Here is a 17,892-nt window from a genome sequence, read left to right as displayed (position 1 = left end):
CCGTCCGGTACTGACCGCGTAATCTGCTGATCATGCTTGTCGCCGCTGCCGTCTGCCCCTGCCCGCCGCTCCTCGTGCCCGAGGTCGCCACGGGCGCCGCTCCCGAGCTGGACGCCGCCCGTGCCGCCTGCACCGACGCGCTGGGTGTCCTCGCCGCCGCCCGCCCCGACCGGCTGGTCGTCGTCGGCGCCGCCGAGGAGGCGGGGTCGTACCCGCAGGGAGCGCGGGGCTCGTTCCGAGGCTTCGGCGTGGACGTCGACGTAACCCTCGGCGAGGGCCAGGACGCGGCCGCAGGGCCCGTGCTGCCGGTCTCGCTCGCGGTGGCCGGCTGGCTGCTGGGGCGGACCGGATGGGCGGACGCACCGATCGAGGGACTGGCCGTGGCGCGGACGCTGGCGCCGCAGCGGTGCGCCGAGCTGGGCGCGGACCTCGCCGGGCGCGCCGAACGGGTCGCGCTGCTGGTGATGGGCGACGCCAGCGCCTGCCGCACCGTCAAGGCGCCGGGCTACCTCGACGAACGCGCGGCGCCCTTCGACGCCGGGGTGGCGCGGGCGCTGGGCGCGGCGGACGTGGCGGCGCTGCGGGCACTGGACGCGCGGCTCGCGGACGAACTGCAGGCCTCCGGCCGGGCCCCGTGGCAGGTGCTGGCGGGAGCCGCAGCGGAGGCGGACCTGTCGGGGGCGCTGCTGTACGAGGACGCGCCGTACGGCGTGGGCTACCTGGTCGCCACCTGGTCCTAGCGCCGGACACAGGCGACGCGAGGGCAGGTACCGGACGGCCGCGCACCATGAGAGTGCGCGGCCGTCCGTTGGTGCGCCTGTGGCCGGGGCCCTGACGCCCCCGGCCATGGCGGGCCGGGGTCAGGAGGTGGGCGGCGGGCCCTGGGGCGGGGTGGCCGGGGGAGGGGTCGGCGGGGTGGCCGCGCCGCCGTCGGCCGCGGCGCCGCCCTTGTGCGCGAGCCGGTCCATGGCGCCCTTCGCCTTGCCCGTGCCCGTCTGGATCCTGTCGCTGTACTTGCCCTTGGTCTTCTCGTCGACGACCTTCGCGGCCCGGTCGATGCCGTGCTGGACCTTGCCCCCGTGCTGCTGCGCGAGGTCCGACACCTTGTCCTTGGCCGGGCCGAGCTTGGCTTTCAGATTGTCCATCAGACCCATGGTCCACCTTCCCTGGCGGGACAGTTACGTGTGGGCGCTCTCACCGGCCTCGCTGTCGGCGGCAGCTTCGGCGGACTGCTGCTGGGGGATGCCGGCGGCCCCCGCGTTCTCCTCGTCCTTCTCGCTCGCCCCGGGCTCGGCAGCCTCGGTCGCCTCACCGGGCCCGGTCGCCTCGGCGGTCTCGGGGGTCTCGGTTTCCGCGCTCTCCGTCGCCTCAGCGTCGTCGGCGGAGGGCTCGTTCACGGCCTGCTCGGCCGCCGCCGTGGCCCCCGACCTCCGAAAAAGTTTCGCAAAAACGCCCATATCAACTCCATACGGTACTCGTCCGGGCGAAATTCCGCGTAGCCCGGTGCGTCCGATTGCGCCACCGGGATCACCGCTCCCGACGAGCCGGTGACGGGATCTCGCAAGGTGGCAACGACCTCGCTCGTACCGCGTCACGTAACTCGTTCGAGGACAGGGTCCGGGGTTTGCGAAACTGGTGCGGTGAGCAGCGCACCTCCCGCCCCCCGCGTCATCGCCGTCGTCGGCCCCACCGCAGCCGGCAAGTCCGACCTCGGCGTCTTTCTCGCCCGGCAACTCGGCGGCGAGGTCGTCAACGCCGACTCCATGCAGTTGTACCGAGGGATGGACATCGGCACCGCCAAACTGACGCAGGAGGAGCGGGCCGGAGTGCCGCACCACCTCCTCGACATCTGGAACGTGACCGTCACCGCCTCCGTCGCCGAGTACCAGCGGCTCGCCCGCCAGCGGATCGACGACCTGCTCGCCGCCGGCCGCTGGCCGATCCTGGTCGGCGGCTCGGGCCTCTACGTCCGCGGTGCCGTCGACAACCTGGAGTTCCCCGGCACCGACCCCGAGGTCAGGGCCCGCCTGGAGGAGGAGCTGGCGCTGCGCGGCTCCGGCGCCCTGCACGCCCGGCTGGCCGCCGCCGACCCCGAAGCGGCGCGGGCGATCCTGCCCAGCAACGGGCGCCGGATCGTCCGGGCGCTCGAGGTGATCGAGATCACCGGCAAGCCCTTCACGGCGAACCTCCCCGGCCACGACTCGGTCTACGACACCGTGCAGATCGGCGTCGACGTGACACGCCCCGAACTCGACGAGCGCATCGCCCGCCGGGTCGACCGCATGTGGGAGGCCGGGCTCGTGGACGAGGTGCGTGCGCTGGAGGCGCGGGGGTTGCGTGAGGGGCGTACGGCATCGCGCGCCCTCGGCTATCAGCAGGTGCTCACGGCGCTCGCCGGGGAGTGCACCCTCGAGGAGGCGCGCGCCGAGACCGTCCGTGCCACCAAGCGCTTCGCGCGCCGCCAGGATTCGTGGTTCCGGCGCGACCCGCGGGTGCACTGGCTCAGTGGGGCCGCGGCGGACCTCGGGGAACTTCCGCAGCTCGCCCTGGCGTTGATCGACCGACCGGTTACAGCCTGATCACGTCATGGCATCGGGACGCCCAGGCCGTCATCCCGGCCTCCGGCGCCGTGCCATCATCGAGCTTCGATCGACCAAGTGGAGTCCGAGTTGGGAGGGCGCGTGGCGATGGAGGCCGGCCCTCGCGACACCGCACAAGACACCGAGCCCGTCACCACCGACAGGGGTGAAGAGCCGCAGGGCACAAGCGGTTCGGGCCTCGACGGCGACCGTTCGGTACCGGACGGGGACCCGCTGAGCCCCGACGGCCCCGACGACACCCAGGGCGGCGTGACCGCGGACGGTCCGGAACCGGAAGAGATGTTCGTGGGCGGGCCCGAGGTCGAGGTCGAGCTGCGCCCGCAGCGCCGGCTGCGGCTGTGGCAGCTCGCGCCGATCGTCGCGCTCGCGGCGAGCGGCTCCCTGATGTTCGCCTTCCCGCTCGCCTTCGACTTCGGCGACAGCGGTGCCGTCATCGCCATGCTGGGGCTGCTGATCTGCTCCTGCGCGGCCGGCTGGGGCATGATGGCCGCCCGGCGCGTGGGCTACACCTGGCCGGGCCTGCCACCCCGTGGCTCGGGCCGCCGCCTGGACTGGCGGGTCGTACTCGGGTACGTCCTGCTGGTGGCCGTCGTCGTGACGCTCGCCGTGTGGCGGGTGGCACGGCTGCGCTGAGCGCGCCGGTGCCGTGCGGGACCGCCCGCACCGCCGCTCACCTGGCCCGCCTCCCGTCGGCGTCCCGGCGGAGCCCTCCCGTACGATCGAGGCATGAGCACGCGGATCGCCTTCCTCAAGGGTCACGGCACCGAGAACGACTTCGTGATCGTCCCGGACCCGGAGAACGCCCTCGACCTGTCCCCGGCCGCCGTCGCCGCCCTGTGCGACCGCCGTGCGGGCATCGGCGGCGACGGAGTGCTGCACGTCGTGCGGTCCGCGGCACATCCCGAGGCGAAGGCCATGGCCGCCGAGGCCGAATGGTTCATGGACTACCGCAACGGCGACGGCTCGATCGCCGAGATGTGCGGCAACGGCGTGCGCGTGTTCGCGCGCTACCTCCAGTACGCCGGCCACGTCGGCGAGGGCGACCTGGCCGTCGCCACGCGCGGGGGCGTGAAGAGCGTGCACATCGCCAAGGACGGCGACGTCACCGTCGGCATGGGCAAGGCGGTCCTGCCCGAGGGCGACGTCACGGTGAGCGTCGGCGAGCGCAGCTGGCCCGCGCGGAACGTCAACATGGGCAACCCGCACGCCGTCGCCTTCGTCGACGACCTCGCGCACGCGGGGGACCTGTACACCCCGCCGCCGTTCAGCCCGGCCTCCGCCTACCCGGACGGCGTCAACGTCGAGTTCGTCGTCGACCGCGGCGAGCGGCACGTCGCCATGCGCGTGCACGAGCGAGGCTCCGGTGAGACCCGCTCGTGCGGCACGGGCGCGTGCGCCGTCGCCGTCGCCACCGCCCGTCGCGACGGTGCCGAGCCGGCCACCACCGGCACCCCGGCGACGTACACCGTGGACGTCCCCGGCGGACGTCTGGTGATCACCGAGCGTCCCGACGGCGAGATCGAGATGACCGGCCCCGCGGTGATCGTCGCGGAGGGCCGGATCGACGCGGAGTGGCTGCGCGGCGCGCTCGGCTGACACCCGGCCCGGCCGCCGACCCGGTAGCGCCCGGACGGCGGTTGACGCCACGCCGCAAACCCGTTGACCGTCGCTCGAATGGGTGATCCGTTTCACGCTCGCCGAGAGACGGTCAAACGCGCGTGGTGGGCTCGGTAGCATCAAGCACCGGCTCGGACGGGGGAGTCGCCCTCCCCTGAGCCGTGTCCGTCCTGGGGCACCCCGTCCGCCGGTCCACGCAGCCGGAGGTGCCCATGAGTGCGGAGGCCACGAATCCTGTGACCGAAGGCCCGGTGACAGGCCAGGTCGCGCCCGCTTCCACCGCGGCGCTGGAGCAGGGCGCGCCGCCGTCCCCGCGCCGCAAGGGCCGCCCCCGCATCGACCTGCGCCGCCTGGGCCGCGCCGCGCTGCTCGGCCCCGCCGCCCGCGACCGGCTGCCCGACGCCATCAGCCACGTCGTCGACGCCCACCGCGCCCACCACCCCGACGCCGACCTCGACCCCCTGCGGCGCGCCTACGTGCTGGCCGAGTCCTCGCACCGCGGTCAGATGCGCAAGAGCGGCGAGCCGTACATCACGCATCCCCTCGCGGTCACCCTGATCCTCGCCGAACTCGGCGCGGAGACCACGACGTTGACCGCCTCCCTGCTGCACGACACCGTCGAGGACACGGACGTGACGCTCGATCAGGTCGGGGAGCAGTTCGGCGAGGAGGTGCGTTATCTGGTCGACGGCGTCACCAAGTTGGAGAAGGTCGACTACGGCGCCGCCGCCGAACCGGAGACGTTCCGCAAGATGCTCGTCGCCACCGGCAACGACGTCCGCGTGATGTCGATCAAACTCGCCGACCGGCTGCACAACATGCGCACCCTCGGCGTGATGCGCCCCGAGAAACAGGCCCGCATCGCGCGCGTGACCCGCGACGTGCTCATCCCGCTCGCCGAACGCCTCGGCGTCCAGGCCCTCAAGACCGAGCTGGAGGACCTGGTCTTCGCGATCCTCCACCCCGAGGAGTACGAGCACACCCGCGAGTTGATCGTCGAGAACGCCGCGCGTGCCGGCGACCCGCTCGCCGAGATCGCGGACGAGGCGCGCAGGGTACTGCGCGAGGCCGACATCCCGGCCGAAGTCCTCATCCGGCCCCGCCACTTCGTCTCCCTGCACCGCATCGCGCGCAAACGCGGTCAGCTGCGCGGCGCCGACTTCGGCCGCCTGCTCGTGCTGGTCAACGAGGACGCCGACTGCTACGCCGTGCTCGGCGAACTGCACACCTGTATGACGCCGGTCGTCTCGGAGTTCAAGGACTTCATCGCCGTACCCAAGTTCAACCTGTACCAGTCGCTGCACACCGCGGTGGCCCGCGCGGACGGCCAGGTGGCCGAAGTCCTCATCCGCACCCACCAGATGCACAAGGTCGCCGAGGCCGGCGTGGTCGCCCTCGGCAATCCCTACGCGCCGCCGTCGGACGAGCAGTCCCCGCCCGACGGTGAGCGCGCCGATCCCACCCGGCCCGGCTGGCTCTCCCGGCTCCTGGACTGGCAGCGGGCCGCACCCGACCCCGACACCTTCTGGACGACCCTGCGCGAGGACCTCGCCCAGGACCGGGAGATCACCGTCTTCCGGCCCGACGGCGGCCCGATCGGCCTGCCCGAGGGGGCGACCTGCGTGGACGCCGCCTACGCGCAGTACGGCGAGGACGCCCACGCCTGCATCGGGGCCCGCCTCAACGGCCTGCTGGCGCCGTTGGGCACGGTCCTGCGCGACGGCGACACCGTGGAGCCGCTCATGGGGCAGGACCCGGCCTCGGAACCGTCGCCGGAGTGGCTGGAGTACGCGCACACGCCCGCGGCACGGATCGCGATCCAGCGGTGGCTGGCGTCGCACCCGGGGCCGGAAGCCCAGGGCCCGGACAAGACGGCGCAGGCGGAGGAGGCGGGGCAGCCGCAGCGCGAAGGCGCGGATCAGGGTGCTGAGAGCGCCGGTGCGAGCGCCAGTGCGCCTGGCGTGCGCCCGGCGCGCGGGGGAGCGCCGGGCGCAGGGGGACGTGCCGGGGGCGCGACAGGCGCGCGAGACCTCGACCAGGGCGCACAGTCTCCCTCGCGCATCGTCGGCAGCGCGGCCGGTGTGCCTGCGGCGGAGAACGCCGAACGCGTCAGCGGCCCCGCTCGTGCAGGCATGCCGTACGACGCCTCCGCTCCACCCGCCGCCGCAGCATCGCGCCGTACAGCGGAAACGCACAGCACCGAGAACGCCGGAGCAGCCGAGGCGGAGTCCACCCCCGGCGCACGCCGCGCGTCACATCCGCGCGGCGCGCGCCCCCGTGGCGCCGACGTGACGGTCCTCGGCCGCGACGGGGCCACCGCACGGCTCGCCCGCTGTTGCACCCCCGTTCCGCCCGACGAGATCACCGGCTTCGCCGTGCGCGGCGGGGCCGTCACGGTGCACCGCGCGGAGTGCGCCACCGTGGCGCGCATGCGCGGCGGGGGGCGTGCGGAGGTCGACGTGCGCTGGGGCGAGACCACGGCATGCCGGGTGACCCTGGTCGCCGAATCGTTCGGACGCCCCCACCTCCTCGCCGACCTCACCGAGGCCATCGCCCTCGAAGGCGCAGAGATCGTCTCCGCGACCGTCGAGCCCCCGACGCAGCAACGCGTCCGACACACCTACACGCTCCAGCTCCCGGACGCCGCTCACCTGCCCGCCCTCATGCGGGCGATGCGCAACGTCCCCGGCGTCTACGACGTGGACCGCGCCCAGCACCACGCCCCACCGCTGCTCTGAGACCCGTCCGGCACGATCCCGCACCTCCGCCCGGCGACCCGGCGCACCCCTCTTTCGGGTGGGCCGGGCGCGTGCCGTCGCCGCCACGCGCGCGTGCGCTGGTAGCGGTGTTCCATGCCGCGCACCCCCCGCACGAAGACCATCCGGCGCCTGAAGACGGCGCTGCTCGCCTCCGCCGTCTCCGTCTGCCTCGTCGCCGCGAACGCCCCGGCCGCCCCGCTCGGCGTCGGCGACCGCCTCTTCCCGAACCTCGGCAACCCGGGGTACGACGTCGCGTCGTACGACCTGTCCCTGACCTATTCCGGCCGCAACGACAAGCCCCTCCAGGCGGTCACCACCATCGACGCCTGGACCACGGCTGCCCTGGACCGGCTGAACCTGGACTTCGCGCACGGCACGGTGTCCTCCGTCGAGGTCGACGGCCGTCCCGCCTCCTTCGCGAAGGCCGGTGAGGACTTGGTCGTCACCCCGCAGCGGCCGCTCGCGCCGGGCAGCTGGACGCGGATCACCGTCCGGCACACCAGCGACCCGAGGCCGGTCCAGGGCCGTGACGGAGGCTGGGTCCGCACCACGGACGGCCTCGCCATGGCCAACCAGGCCGACGCGGCCCACCTGGTCTTCCCGTGCAACGATCACCCGTCCGACAAGGCGATGTTCACCTTCCGGGTGGCCGCGCCCAACGGCTACACCGCCGTCGCGAACGGCCTGCCCGCCACGGTCGACCGCGCCGGCGGGTCCACCACCTGGACGTACCGCACTCAGCACCCCATGGCCACCGAGCTGGCGCAGGTGTCCATCGGCCGCTCCAGCGTGCTGCACCGCGACGGTCCGCACGGCCTGCCCGTGCGGGACGTCGTGCCCAGCAAGGACCGCACGATCCTGGAGCCGTGGCTGAAGAAGACCCCGGACCAGATCGCCTGGATGGAGAGCAAGGCCGGGCGCTACCCGTTCGAGACGTACGGGCTGCTGATGGCCCGGGCCGCGACCGGGTTCGAGCTGGAGACGCAGACGCTCTCCCTCTTCGAGCGGGATCTGTTCACCGACCCCGCCTACCCGGCCTGGTACGTCGAGTCGATCATGGTGCACGAGCTGTCGCACCAGTGGTTCGGCGACAGCGTCAGCCCGCGGACCTGGTCCGACGTGTGGCTCAACGAGGGACACGCCACCTGGTACGAGGCCCTGTACGCCGAAGAGAAGGCGCACAAGCCGATGGAGGCGCGCATGAAGGCCGCCTACGCCGCCTCCGACGGCTGGCGCGCGGCCGGCGGGCCGCCCGCCGCCCCCAAGCCGCCGCAGCCCGGCCAGAAGATCGGCATCTTCCGGGCGAACATCTACGACGGGGCCGCGCTGGCCCTGTACGCCCTGCGCCAGGAGATCGGCCGGCCCGCCTTCGAGCGCCTGGAGCGCGTCTGGGTCCAAAACCATCGCGACCGCACCGCGACCACGGCCGACTTCGTCCACCTGGCCTCCGGCATCGCCGGCCGTGACCTGCGCGGATTCTTCGACGCCTGGCTGTACGGCACGAAGACCCCGCCGATGCCGGGACACCCCGACTGGAAGTCGGCGGCGCCGCAGAAAGCGGCGGCTTCGCAGAAGACGGCGGACCGCAAGACAGCGGACAAATAAGCCGGTGACGAGACGGGCCGTTCCGTGCGACCATCTTCGGGTCGCCACGAGGCGGGACGCGGGAATCTCCCGGGGTACTCGCGCGTTGTGAACAGTGACGGAATCCCCATCGACGTAAGGACCCAATGACCTCCTCTTCTTCCTCTTCCCAGGCCACCAAGCGCCTCGCGCACACTTACCCCGAAGGACTTCGGGCCGATGCCCTGATGGAAGAGGACGTCGCCTGGAGCCACGAGATCGACGGAGACCGGGACGGCGACCAGCTCGACCGCTCCGAGCGCGCGGCTCTGCGCCGTGTGGCGGGCCTTTCCACCGAGCTCGAGGACGTCACCGAGGTCGAGTACCGCCAGCTCCGTCTGGAGCGGGTCGTGCTCGTCGGTGTCTGGACCTCGGGGACCGTCGACGACGCCGAGAACTCGCTGGCCGAGCTCGCAGCCCTCGCGGAGACCGCGGGTGCGCTCGTGCTCGACGGCGTCATCCAGCGCCGCGACAAGCCCGACGCGGCCACCTACATCGGTTCCGGCAAGGCCGAGGAGCTGCGCGACATCGTCCTGGAGACGGGCGCGGACACCGTCATCTGCGACGGTGAGCTCAGCCCCGGTCAGCTGATCCACCTCGAGGACGTCGTCAAGGTCAAGGTCATCGACCGTACGGCCCTGATCCTCGACATCTTCGCCCAGCACGCCAAGTCCCGCGAGGGCAAGGCGCAGGTCGCTCTCGCGCAGATGCAGTACATGCTGCCGCGGCTGCGCGGCTGGGGTCAGTCGCTGTCCCGGCAGATGGGCGGCGGCAAGGGCGGCGGCCTCGCCACCCGTGGTCCCGGTGAGACCAAGATCGAGACGGACCGGCGGCGGATCCGCGAGAAGATGGCGAAGATGCGCCGGGAGATCGCGGAGATGAAGACCGGCCGCGAGATCAAGCGCCAGGAGCGCAAGCGCCACAAGGTGCCGTCCGTAGCCATCGCGGGCTACACCAACGCCGGCAAGTCCTCGCTGCTCAACCGCCTCACCGGCGCGGGCGTCCTGGTCGAGAACGCCCTGTTCGCGACCCTGGACCCGACCGTGCGCCGGGCACAGACCCCGAGCGGCCGGCTCTACACGCTGGCCGACACCGTCGGCTTCGTGCGCCACCTGCCCCACCACCTGGTCGAGGCGTTCCGCTCCACCATGGAGGAGGTCGGCGAGTCCGACCTGATCCTGCACGTGGTGGACGGCTCGCACCCGAACCCGGAGGAGCAGCTGGCCGCGGTCCGCGAGGTGATCCGGGACGTCGGTGCCACCGGCGTACCCGAGATCGTCGTGGTCAACAAGGCGGACGCGGCGGACCCGCTGGTGCTTCAGCGCCTGATGCGGGTGGAGAAGCGCTCCATCGCCGTCTCTGCCCGCACCGGTCAGAACATGTCCCAGCTGCTCGCCCTGATCGACGCGGAACTGCCCCGGCCGTCCGTCGAGATCGAGGCGCTCGTGCCCTACACGCACGGCAAGCTGGTCGCCCGCGCCCACGACGAGGGCGAGGTGATCTCCGAGGAGCACACCGCGGAGGGCACCCTGCTCAAGGTGCGGGTGCACGAGGAGCTGGCCGCCGAGCTCGCGCCGTACGTTCCGGCGCCGGCGGCCTGAGCAGACTGCCGGGTCACGAGTGACACGGGCGTGTGACGCCCGAAGGCCCGCCCCCTCGCAGGGGGCGGGCCTTCGGGATGTTCCGGCGTCTCACTGACCGCCGTACGTCTTGCTCATGTTCTGATACAGCGCCTCGGCCTCCGGGCCCAGCTGCGGACCGGCCAGCCAGGTGTTGTCGGTCGGGCCGATGGAGGTGTTCGACACCAGCTTGGTCCGGCCGTCGACCACCCGGAACCAGCCACCGCCGGAGCTGCCGCCGGTCATGGTGCAGCCGATGCGGTACATGTTCGGCAGCGACGGGGACAGCGAGAAACGCCCGGGCCGGTCGAGGCACTTGAACATCTTCAGCCCGTTGTACGGCGGCGCCGCCGGGTAACCCCAGGCGCCCATCGTGCCCGCCTGCCGCGCGGACGGCGCGGAGAAGTCCACGTCCAGCGCGGCTCCGACCGTCTCCTCCAGGGACTTCGCGCCCTGCTCCGGCTTCACGTGCAGCACCGCGTAGTCGTACGCGGCACCCGCGCCGCCCGTCTCCGAGCCGCCCTGGATCCACTGGTTGGAGGTGGAGGCCCAGTCCGCCCACCAGGCGCCGTACGGAGCGATCTCCCGCGCGGGGGCGTTAGTCAGCTGTGCCTCGGACTTGCCGAGGTCGTTGTACGCTGGCACGAACGCGATGTTGCGGTACCAGCCGCCGTTGCCGCCGGCGTGCACACAGTGCCCCGCGGTCCACACCAGGTTGGACTTGCCCGGGTGGTTCGCGTCCTTGACCACCGTGCCCGAGCAGACCATCGATCCCTCGGGCGAGTCGAAGAAGACCTTGCCGACCGGGGCCGCGTTCACTTCGTACGGCGTCTTCTCGGCCACGGCCTGCACCGGGGCCGGCTCCGGGTCGCTGACGCCCTGGTCGGCCGGGGCGTCCTTGGCGGTGACCGTCTTGTCGGCCTCCTTCGCGGACTTCATCCGCTCCGGCTTCCACAGGCCCTGGATCACCGGGTTGACGAAGTCCTTGGCGTCACTGAGCCACTTGTCCTTGTCCCAGTTCTTCCAGCCGCCGTTCTTCCACTGGTCGACGTCTATGCCGTGCTTCTTGAGCTTGTCGGCCAGACCGGCCGGGATCTTCACCTGGCCCGGATCCGCGGACTGGGAGGCGTCGGCGCCGGGCGTGCCGCTCGCCTTGTCGTCGTCGGAACCGTTGCAGGCAGTGGCGGTGAGTGCCAGGGCCGCGACGACGCCGGCGGCGGCGAGAGCCGTACGGCGACGCCGGACGCGTGGCGTCGTGGTGCGTGCTGACGTGGAACGCATGGTGCGTGTACCCCCGTTGATGTGCTGTCGTCGAGCCGATGTGAGTGGAGCGCTGTCATCATGCACGGACGGATGAGGGCGAACGGCGGCGAGATCGTGAAGGTTCCCGTGGGACGCCACCGCCGCTCACCCCGGCGGGCGGCTACTGCCCGGCGTACTTCTTGCTCACCGCGTCGTACACGCCCTTGGCCACCTTGCCCAGCCGCGGACCGGCCAGCCAGCCGGCCGTCACCGGGCCGATCGAGGTGTTGGACACCAGCGCGGGCTTGCCGTCCGATCCCTGCGCGACCCAGCCACCGCCGGAGGACCCGCCGGTCATCGTGCAGCCGATGCGGTACATCGTCGGGTCGGTGGCGTTCAGCGACAGCCGCCCGGGCCTGTCCTGGCAGCGGTACAGCTTCTGCCCGTCGTACGGCTTGGCCGCCGGGTAGCCGGTCGCCGTCAGGCTCCCGATCTTCGGCACGGCCGGGGGGTCGAAGTCGACCGGCAGCGCCGAACCGACCGTCTCCTCCAGCGACTTGCCGCCGCTGCCCTGCTCCGGCGTCACATGGATCACCGCGTAGTCGTACGACGCCCCGTCACCGCCGGTCTCGCCGCCCTGCTCGATCCACTGATCCGAGGTCTGCGCCCAGTCACCCCACCACACGCCGTACGGAGCGACCTGCTCCCGGGTGGCGTTCTGCAACTCGGCGACAGACTTCCCGGAGTCGTTGTACGACGGCACGAACGCGATGTTGCGGTACCAGCCGCCCTTCTTGCCCGCGTGGACGCAGTGCCCCGCCGTCCACACCAGGTTGGACTTGCCCGGGTGGGCCGGGTCCTTCACCACCGTCGCCGAGCAGACCATCGTGCCCTCGGGCGAGTCGAAGAACACCTTGCCGGCCTCGGGCGCGTTGGCGTGGTACCCCGGCGCGACGGCCTTCGCCTGCACCGGCGCCGGAGTCGGGTCGGTGACGCCCTGGTCACCGGAGAGGTCGTTGTCGTCGACACCCCGGTCGGGGTCCTCGGCGCCCCGCATCCGGTCCGGGTCCCACAGGCCCTTGATGATCGGGTTGATGAAGTCCTGCGCCTCACGCAGCCACTGGTCCCTGTCCCAGTTCTTCCAGGCGCCGTTCTTCCACTTGCCGAGATCGATCCCGTGCTCCTTGAGCCGGTTCTTCAGATCGTCCGGGATCTTGATCTGCGTGTCGCCCGCTGCGGAGGAGGTCGCGTTCTCGGTGGGCCGGCCGTCGGCGTTGTCGTCGCCGCCCTCACAGGCGGTGGCGGTGAGGGCCAGCGCCGAGACGAGGGCGAGCGCGGCCAGCCCGCGGGAAGCTCCGCGGCGTGCGCCTCCCTCCCGGCGAGCGGTGAACGACGGCCGTATGGATCGCATGCTGCTGACTCCCCCTGGGATGGACGTACTGCCGCCGTGCCACTGCCCCTCTGTGCTGCTCGGGGCGTGCGCACGGCGTCCGGAACGGGATCACACACTATGCGCTCGCTGTGGGGGACTTCCGGCGGAACGGCAACGGTTCGGCTACAGACGGTCAGCGGGGGCGGGTCGTCCGACCAGGGAAGCGAGGTCTTGCGCGGGGTGGTGTGCCCTGCGTGGTGTGCGGCGTCACCGGCGGGGTGGCGCGCCACCCGTAACCAGTGCGGCGGTGCGCTGTTGGTAGCGGTGGGGTCCGGGGCCGCGGTGCGCCGCCGTCCGGCTCCGGCATACCGGGTGAGGGGGCGGGACACAGCCTGTGAGCGGCAACTCGCCTCCGGATGGCGGGAGGAGAACAAGCCGTGGGCGTCACCGAGGGGATCCTGAGACGGCAGGCGGCGCGCGAGTCGGCGGCACGCACCTACGCGCGTGCCCTGCCGATCGTGCCGGTACGGGCCCGCGGCCTCACCATCGAGGGCGCCGACGGACGCCGTTACCTCGACTGCCTGTCCGGGGCCGGGACCCTCGCCCTGGGCCACAATCACCCCGTCGTCCTGGAGGCGATCCGGGACGTCCTCGACTCCGGCGCTCCCCTGCACGCCCTCGACCTCGCCACACCCGTCAAGGACGCCTTCGTCACCGAGCTGCTCAGCACCTTGCCGCCCGGACTGGCGGGCCGTGCTCGCGTCCAGTTCTGCGGGCCGGCCGGGACCGACGCCGTGGAAGCCGCGCTCAAACTCGTCCGCACCGCGACCGGCCGGACCGGCATCCTCGCGTTCACCGGCGCCTATCACGGCATGACCACAGGCGCCCAGGAAGTCTCCGGCCACGCCGCCGACCTGCCCGGACACGGCAGCCGCGTGACCCGCCTGCCGTATCCGCAGGACTACCGCTGTCCCTTCGGCGTCGGCGGGGAGGCGGGCGCCGAACTCGCCGCTCGCTGGGCCGAGTCCGTGCTCGACGATCCCAAGTCCGGCGTCCCGCACCCCGCCGGGCTGATCGTCGAACCCGTCCAGGGCGAGGGCGGTGTCATCCCGGCGCCCGACACCTGGATGCGGCGCGTCCGCGAGATCACTGCCGCCCGGTCCATCCCCCTCATCGCCGACGAGGTCCAGACCGGGGTCGGCCGCACCGGCGCCTTCTGGGCCGTGGAGCACAGCGGCATCACCCCCGACGTCATGGTCCTGTCCAAGGCCATCGGCGGCAGCCTCCCGCTGGCCGTCGTCGTGTACCGCGACGACCTCGACCTCTGGCAACCCGGCGCCCACGCGGGCACCTTCCGCGGCAACCAGCTCGCCATGGCCGCGGGCACGGCGACCCTCGCCTACGTCCGCCGCCACGGCCTCGCCGAACGCGCGGCCACCCTGGGCTCCCGCATGCTGAACCAACTTCGGCGACTTAGCGAGGAGTTCTCCTGTGTGGGAGACGTGCGGGGACGGGGGCTGATGATCGGGATGGAAATGGTCGAGGCGGAGGCGGAGGCGGCGGACGTCGTGGCGGGCGGCGTCGTGGCGAGCGACCTCGTGGAAGCGGACGTCTTGGGAGACACATCGGGCGTCGGCGGGCTCGCGTCGGAAGACCTCCGGGACGCGCGCCCGGAATCCGCCCGACGCCCTCGCCCGGCGTCCCCGCGGCTTGCCGCAGCCGTCCAGCGGGAATGCCTGCGCCGCGGACTGATCGTCGAACTCGGCGGCCGGCACGCGAGCGTCGTCCGGCTGCTTCCACCCCTGACGATCACCGACGAACAGGCCACCGCGGTCCTCGACCGGCTCGCCGACGCGGTGGCGGCAGCCGCCCGTACGGTCCCGACCGCCCAGGAGCGCGACCAGTACCGCGAGCAGCGCGGTGCATACAGCCCACAGCCGGGCTGACCGTCCGTCCGCACCGCGCACCCCCTCACCGCACGACGTCACGAGGAACCTCCTTGAACCCCATCTCCGCCTCCGCATCTGCCTCCGCCTCCGCCGCCCCCACCGCCGACTCCGCCGGCAGCCCCGACCCGCACGCCCCGGCCGCCCCCGCCGCCGCGACCGTCCCCCAGCAAGGAGGGCCGGCGCGCGAGTGGCGGCCGTGCGGACACCAGCACGGCACCCCCGGGCCGACGGCGGCCTCCGGCAGCGCGCAAGCGGTGACCGGCGTGCCCCGGCCGGCGCCCTCCGGCGCCGACCCGGTGGCCCACCCCGATCCGCACACGGCGGCCCAGGCCGCGGCCGTGGAGAACCTCCTGCGCTGCTGGGTCCGCGAGGCCGGTGTCCCCGCCCCCACCGGAGAGACCCTGCGCATCCCGCTGCCGGCCACCGGCACGGCCCTGCTCGTCCCGGTCCGCCATTGGTCCCCGACCGGCTGGCACCGCTTCGGCGCGCCCCGCCTGGCCGGCGCCCCCGAAGCGTCCCCGCCTGCCGACGCCGTCACCGTCGCCGCCCTGCTCACCCGGGAGAGCGCTGCCACCGGCGGCCGCACCAGCACCGGCGGCGACACCAGCCTCGTCGGTGGCACCACCACGGGCGGTGGCACCACCACGGGCGGTGGCACCACCACGGGCGGTGGCACCACCGTCGGCGGCACTGCCGACGCCGACGCCACCGATCTGGTCGCCCGGGTCGCGGACTCCGTGCGCCGCACCACCTCCTTCGTCAGCGAACACCGCGCCCGCTCCGCCCACGGGCCGGATCTCTTCCTCTCGGCGGAGCAGGCCCTGACGCTGGGCCATCCGCTGCATCCGACCCCGAAGAGCCGCGAAGGCCTGTCGGAGGCCGAAAACCGGCTCTACTCACCCGAGTTGCACGGCTCCTTCCCACTCCACTGGATCGCCGTCGCCCCTTCCGCACTCGCCACCGACTCCGCCTGGACCGAGCGCGGCCGGATCGTCCCCGCCGACCGGCTCACCGCCCGACTCGCCGGCCCCGCACTGCCGTTGCCCGACGGCTACGCGGCCCTGCCCGCGCACCCCTGGCAACTCCGCGAAGTCCGCCACCGGCCCGAAGCGGCCGCCCTGTTCGACTCCGGCCTGCTGCGCGACCTCGGACCCCACGGTCCCGCGTGGCACCCCACCTCCTCCGTCCGCACCCTGTACCGACCCGGCGCCCCGGCCATGCTCAAGCTGTCCCTGGGCCTGCGCATCACCAACTCCCGCCGTGAGAACCTCCGCAAGGAACTCCACCGTGGTGTCGAGGTCCACCGGCTGCTGCGCTCGGGACTGGCCCGGCAGTGGCAGGCCGCGCACCCCGCCTTCGACATCGTCCGCGACCCCGCCTGGCTCGCCGTCGACGACCGGGACGGCCACCCGGTGACGGGACTCGACGTGGTGATCCGGCACAACCCGTTCACCCCCGCCGACGACGTGTCGTGCATCGCCGGGCTCGTCGCCCTCCGGCCGTCCACCGCGTCAGCACCGGGCTCCCGCCTGGCCGACGTGGTCACGCGCCTGGCTCACCGAACCGGACGCCCGCGGGCAGCCGTCGCCGCCGAGTGGTTCCTGCGCTACCTCGAACACGTCGTCCGCCCCGTCCTGTGGCTCGACGGCGAGGCCGGCATCGCGCTGGAGGCCCACCAGCAGAACACGCTGCTCCTGCTGGACCCCGACGGATGGCCCGTCGGCGGCCGCTACCGGGACAACCAGGGCTACTACTTCCGCGAGTCCCGCGGCGCCGAACTCGACGCCCGGCTTCCCGGCATCGGCGCGCACAGCGACACCTTCGTCGCCGACGACGTCACCGACGAGCGCTTCACCTACTACCTCGCGATCAACAACGTGTTCGGCCTGATCGGCGCGTTCGGCTCGCAGCGCCTCGCCGACGAACGGCTGCTGCTCGCCGCCTTCCGCCGTTTCCTCGACGCCGCAGTGTCCGGTCCCGCACGGCTGCGCAGCACGCTGCCCGGCCGGCTGCTGGACGCGACCACCCTGCGCTGCAAGGCCAATCTCCTCACCCGGCTGCACGGACTGGACGAACTCGTCGGTCCGGTGGACACCCAGTCCGTCTACGTCACCATCGCCAACCCCCTTCGCTGCTGAAGCGGCGACCCTCGTCGCCTCTGCGTCGCCCCCACCTCTTCCCCTCTGAAGTTCCGTACCGCCTTCTGCCTTCTGCTCCCTGATCCTCTGAGAGGAGAGCCGCCGTGCCTCCCACCGACTCCCTTGTGACCGGTACCGCCGACTCCGAGGACACCCTCGATCTCCAGCTCCCGGCCGATTTCCTCGCCTTGCGCGTCACCGGGGAGCCCGGGGCCGGGCAGGACACCGGGGCTGCGCAGAACGCCGGTGTCGGGGCTGTGCAGAACGCCGAAGCGGCGCAGGGCGTCGAGGCTGTGCAGGACTCCTCGCCGGTGTGGGGCACCGTCCTCCCGCTTCTCGGCGGTGACCTGCTCGACCAGGTCGCGGAGTGGGGACCGACCACCACGGCCGCGGGGGAGTTCCAGCTGCGCCCCGTCCGCCTTGACCGGGACCTGCCGCTCATCAGCCAGTGGATGAACGACCCCGCAGTCGCGGCGTTCTGGGAACTGGCCGGTCCGGCCGACGTGACGGAGGCCCACCTCGCCGCACAGCTCACCGGTGACGGGCGCAGCGTGCCCTGCCTCGGCGTCCTGGACGGCACACCGATGAGCTACTGGGAGCTCTACCGGGCCGACCTCGATCCACTGGCCCGGCACTATCCCGCCCGCCCTCACGACACCGGTCTCCACCTTCTCCTCGGCGATGTCGCCGATCGAGGGCGCGGAGTCGGCAGCATTCTGTTGAGAGCCGTGGCCGACCTGGTCCTCGACCGGCGTCCGGCCTGCACCCGTGTCGTCGCGGAACCCGATGTGCGCAATGTCCCCTCCCTTGCCGCGTTCCTGAACGCTGGTTTCCGGTTCTCCGCAGAGGTGGACCTGCCCGGGAAGCGGGCCGCGCTCATGCTTCGGGACCGGTCCCTGCGGAGTCTGCTGTGACGCTGTGTAGTAGCAGTGTCACTCCGAGAACGCCCCTGCCGGACCGTTGGTTCCCGCCC

The 17,892-nt window shown here is 72.6% G+C and carries 14 protein-coding genes; 10 read left to right on the top strand and 4 right to left on the bottom strand.

Annotated elements, in window-relative coordinates; genetic code table 11:
* The first annotated feature begins 32 nt into the window (after window positions 1-32).
* The gene (locus tag AB0J12_RS23250; RefSeq protein WP_363266271.1) at window positions 33-740 is read left to right on the top strand and encodes a class III extradiol dioxygenase subunit B-like domain-containing protein; all 708 of its coding nucleotides are present in this window, start codon (window positions 33-35) and stop codon (window positions 738-740) included.
* A 120-nt stretch (window positions 741-860) separates the two neighbouring features.
* On the opposite strand, the gene AB0J12_RS23245 is transcribed toward AB0J12_RS23250, so the two are convergent.
* Complete coding sequence (locus AB0J12_RS23245) at window positions 861-1,154, bottom strand: antitoxin (protein WP_363266270.1); 294 nt, start codon at window positions 1,152-1,154, stop codon at window positions 861-863.
* 24 nt (window positions 1,155-1,178) lie between these two features.
* Window positions 1,179-1,397 carry a hypothetical protein gene (locus AB0J12_RS23240; protein ID WP_363266269.1) on the bottom strand — a complete coding sequence of 73 codons (219 nt, stop codon included), beginning with the start codon at window positions 1,395-1,397 and terminating at the stop codon, window positions 1,179-1,181.
* Between the two features lie 243 nt (window positions 1,398-1,640).
* On the opposite strand from AB0J12_RS23240, the gene miaA reads away from it, so the two are divergent.
* The 6 genes from miaA to hflX all read left to right on the top strand — a co-directional run bounded on the left by miaA (window position 1,641) and on the right by hflX (window position 10,200).
* Window positions 1,641-2,579 (top strand): tRNA (adenosine(37)-N6)-dimethylallyltransferase MiaA, encoded by a 939-nt coding sequence (gene miaA / locus AB0J12_RS23235; RefSeq protein ID WP_363266268.1) that lies wholly within the window; start codon window positions 1,641-1,643, stop codon window positions 2,577-2,579.
* A gap of 108 nt (window positions 2,580-2,687) precedes the next feature.
* On the top strand, window positions 2,688-3,233 hold the full coding sequence (locus AB0J12_RS23230; protein WP_363266267.1) for a hypothetical protein: 546 nt from the start codon (window positions 2,688-2,690) through the stop codon (window positions 3,231-3,233).
* A 93-nt stretch (window positions 3,234-3,326) separates the two neighbouring features.
* The gene (gene dapF, locus AB0J12_RS23225; RefSeq protein WP_363266266.1) at window positions 3,327-4,196 is read left to right on the top strand and encodes a diaminopimelate epimerase; all 870 of its coding nucleotides are present in this window, start codon (window positions 3,327-3,329) and stop codon (window positions 4,194-4,196) included.
* 233 nt (window positions 4,197-4,429) lie between these two features.
* The gene (locus tag AB0J12_RS23220) at window positions 4,430-6,955 is read left to right on the top strand and encodes an HD domain-containing protein (protein ID WP_363266265.1); all 2,526 of its coding nucleotides are present in this window, start codon (window positions 4,430-4,432) and stop codon (window positions 6,953-6,955) included.
* Between the two features lie 114 nt (window positions 6,956-7,069).
* On the top strand, window positions 7,070-8,581 hold the full coding sequence (locus AB0J12_RS23215; RefSeq protein WP_363266264.1) for a M1 family metallopeptidase: 1,512 nt from the start codon (window positions 7,070-7,072) through the stop codon (window positions 8,579-8,581).
* Window positions 8,582-8,706: 125 nt separating this feature from the next.
* Window positions 8,707-10,200 carry a GTPase HflX gene (hflX, locus tag AB0J12_RS23210; RefSeq protein ID WP_363266263.1) on the top strand — a complete coding sequence of 498 codons (1,494 nt, stop codon included), beginning with the start codon at window positions 8,707-8,709 and terminating at the stop codon, window positions 10,198-10,200.
* A 90-nt stretch (window positions 10,201-10,290) separates the two neighbouring features.
* On the opposite strand, the gene AB0J12_RS23205 is transcribed toward hflX, so the two are convergent.
* On the bottom strand, window positions 10,291-11,499 hold the full coding sequence (locus AB0J12_RS23205) for a hypothetical protein (RefSeq protein ID WP_363266262.1): 1,209 nt from the start codon (window positions 11,497-11,499) through the stop codon (window positions 10,291-10,293).
* A gap of 142 nt (window positions 11,500-11,641) precedes the next feature.
* On the bottom strand, window positions 11,642-12,871 hold the full coding sequence (locus AB0J12_RS23200) for a hypothetical protein (RefSeq protein ID WP_363266261.1): 1,230 nt from the start codon (window positions 12,869-12,871) through the stop codon (window positions 11,642-11,644).
* Window positions 12,872-13,269: 398 nt separating this feature from the next.
* Here AB0J12_RS23200 and AB0J12_RS23195 point away from each other — a divergent pair, with 398 nt between their 5' ends.
* From AB0J12_RS23195 to AB0J12_RS23185, 3 genes are all read left to right on the top strand, one after another.
* Window positions 13,270-14,778, top strand: a complete 1,509-nt coding sequence (locus AB0J12_RS23195) for a diaminobutyrate--2-oxoglutarate transaminase family protein (protein WP_363266260.1) — start codon at window positions 13,270-13,272, stop codon at window positions 14,776-14,778.
* Between the two features lie 257 nt (window positions 14,779-15,035).
* Complete coding sequence (locus tag AB0J12_RS23190; protein ID WP_363266312.1) at window positions 15,036-16,919, top strand: IucA/IucC family protein; 1,884 nt, start codon at window positions 15,036-15,038, stop codon at window positions 16,917-16,919.
* Between the two features lie 104 nt (window positions 16,920-17,023).
* Entirely contained in the window at window positions 17,024-17,833 is an 810-nt protein-coding gene (locus tag AB0J12_RS23185) for a GNAT family N-acetyltransferase (protein ID WP_363266259.1), read from the top strand.
* The last annotated feature ends 59 nt before the right edge of the window (window positions 17,834-17,892 follow it).

The organism is Streptomyces sp. NPDC049915 (genome assembly GCF_040656475.1).
GTDB lineage: Bacteria > Actinomycetota > Actinomycetes > Streptomycetales > Streptomycetaceae > Streptomyces.
Note: the sequence above shows the minus strand (reverse complement) of the source record. Positions and strands in the feature narration are given on the sequence as shown.

Excerpts from the sequence above, each read along its gene's own strand:
- AB0J12_RS23200 (WP_363266261.1), bottom strand. The coding sequence starts at position 12,871 with ATGCGATCCATACGGCCGTCGTTCACCGCTCGCCGGGAGGGAGGCGCA.
- AB0J12_RS23205 (WP_363266262.1), bottom strand. The coding sequence starts at position 11,499 with ATGCGTTCCACGTCAGCACGCACCACGACGCCACGCGTCCGGCGTCGC.
- AB0J12_RS23230 (WP_363266267.1), top strand. The coding sequence starts at position 2,688 with ATGGAGGCCGGCCCTCGCGACACCGCACAAGACACCGAGCCCGTCACC.
- dapF (WP_363266266.1), top strand. The coding sequence starts at position 3,327 with ATGAGCACGCGGATCGCCTTCCTCAAGGGTCACGGCACCGAGAACGAC.
- hflX (WP_363266263.1), top strand. The coding sequence starts at position 8,707 with ATGACCTCCTCTTCTTCCTCTTCCCAGGCCACCAAGCGCCTCGCGCAC.
- AB0J12_RS23245 (WP_363266270.1), bottom strand. The coding sequence starts at position 1,154 with ATGGGTCTGATGGACAATCTGAAAGCCAAGCTCGGCCCGGCCAAGGAC.
- AB0J12_RS23220 (WP_363266265.1), top strand. The coding sequence starts at position 4,430 with ATGAGTGCGGAGGCCACGAATCCTGTGACCGAAGGCCCGGTGACAGGC.
- AB0J12_RS23250 (WP_363266271.1), top strand. The coding sequence starts at position 33 with ATGCTTGTCGCCGCTGCCGTCTGCCCCTGCCCGCCGCTCCTCGTGCCC.
- AB0J12_RS23215 (WP_363266264.1), top strand. The coding sequence starts at position 7,070 with ATGCCGCGCACCCCCCGCACGAAGACCATCCGGCGCCTGAAGACGGCG.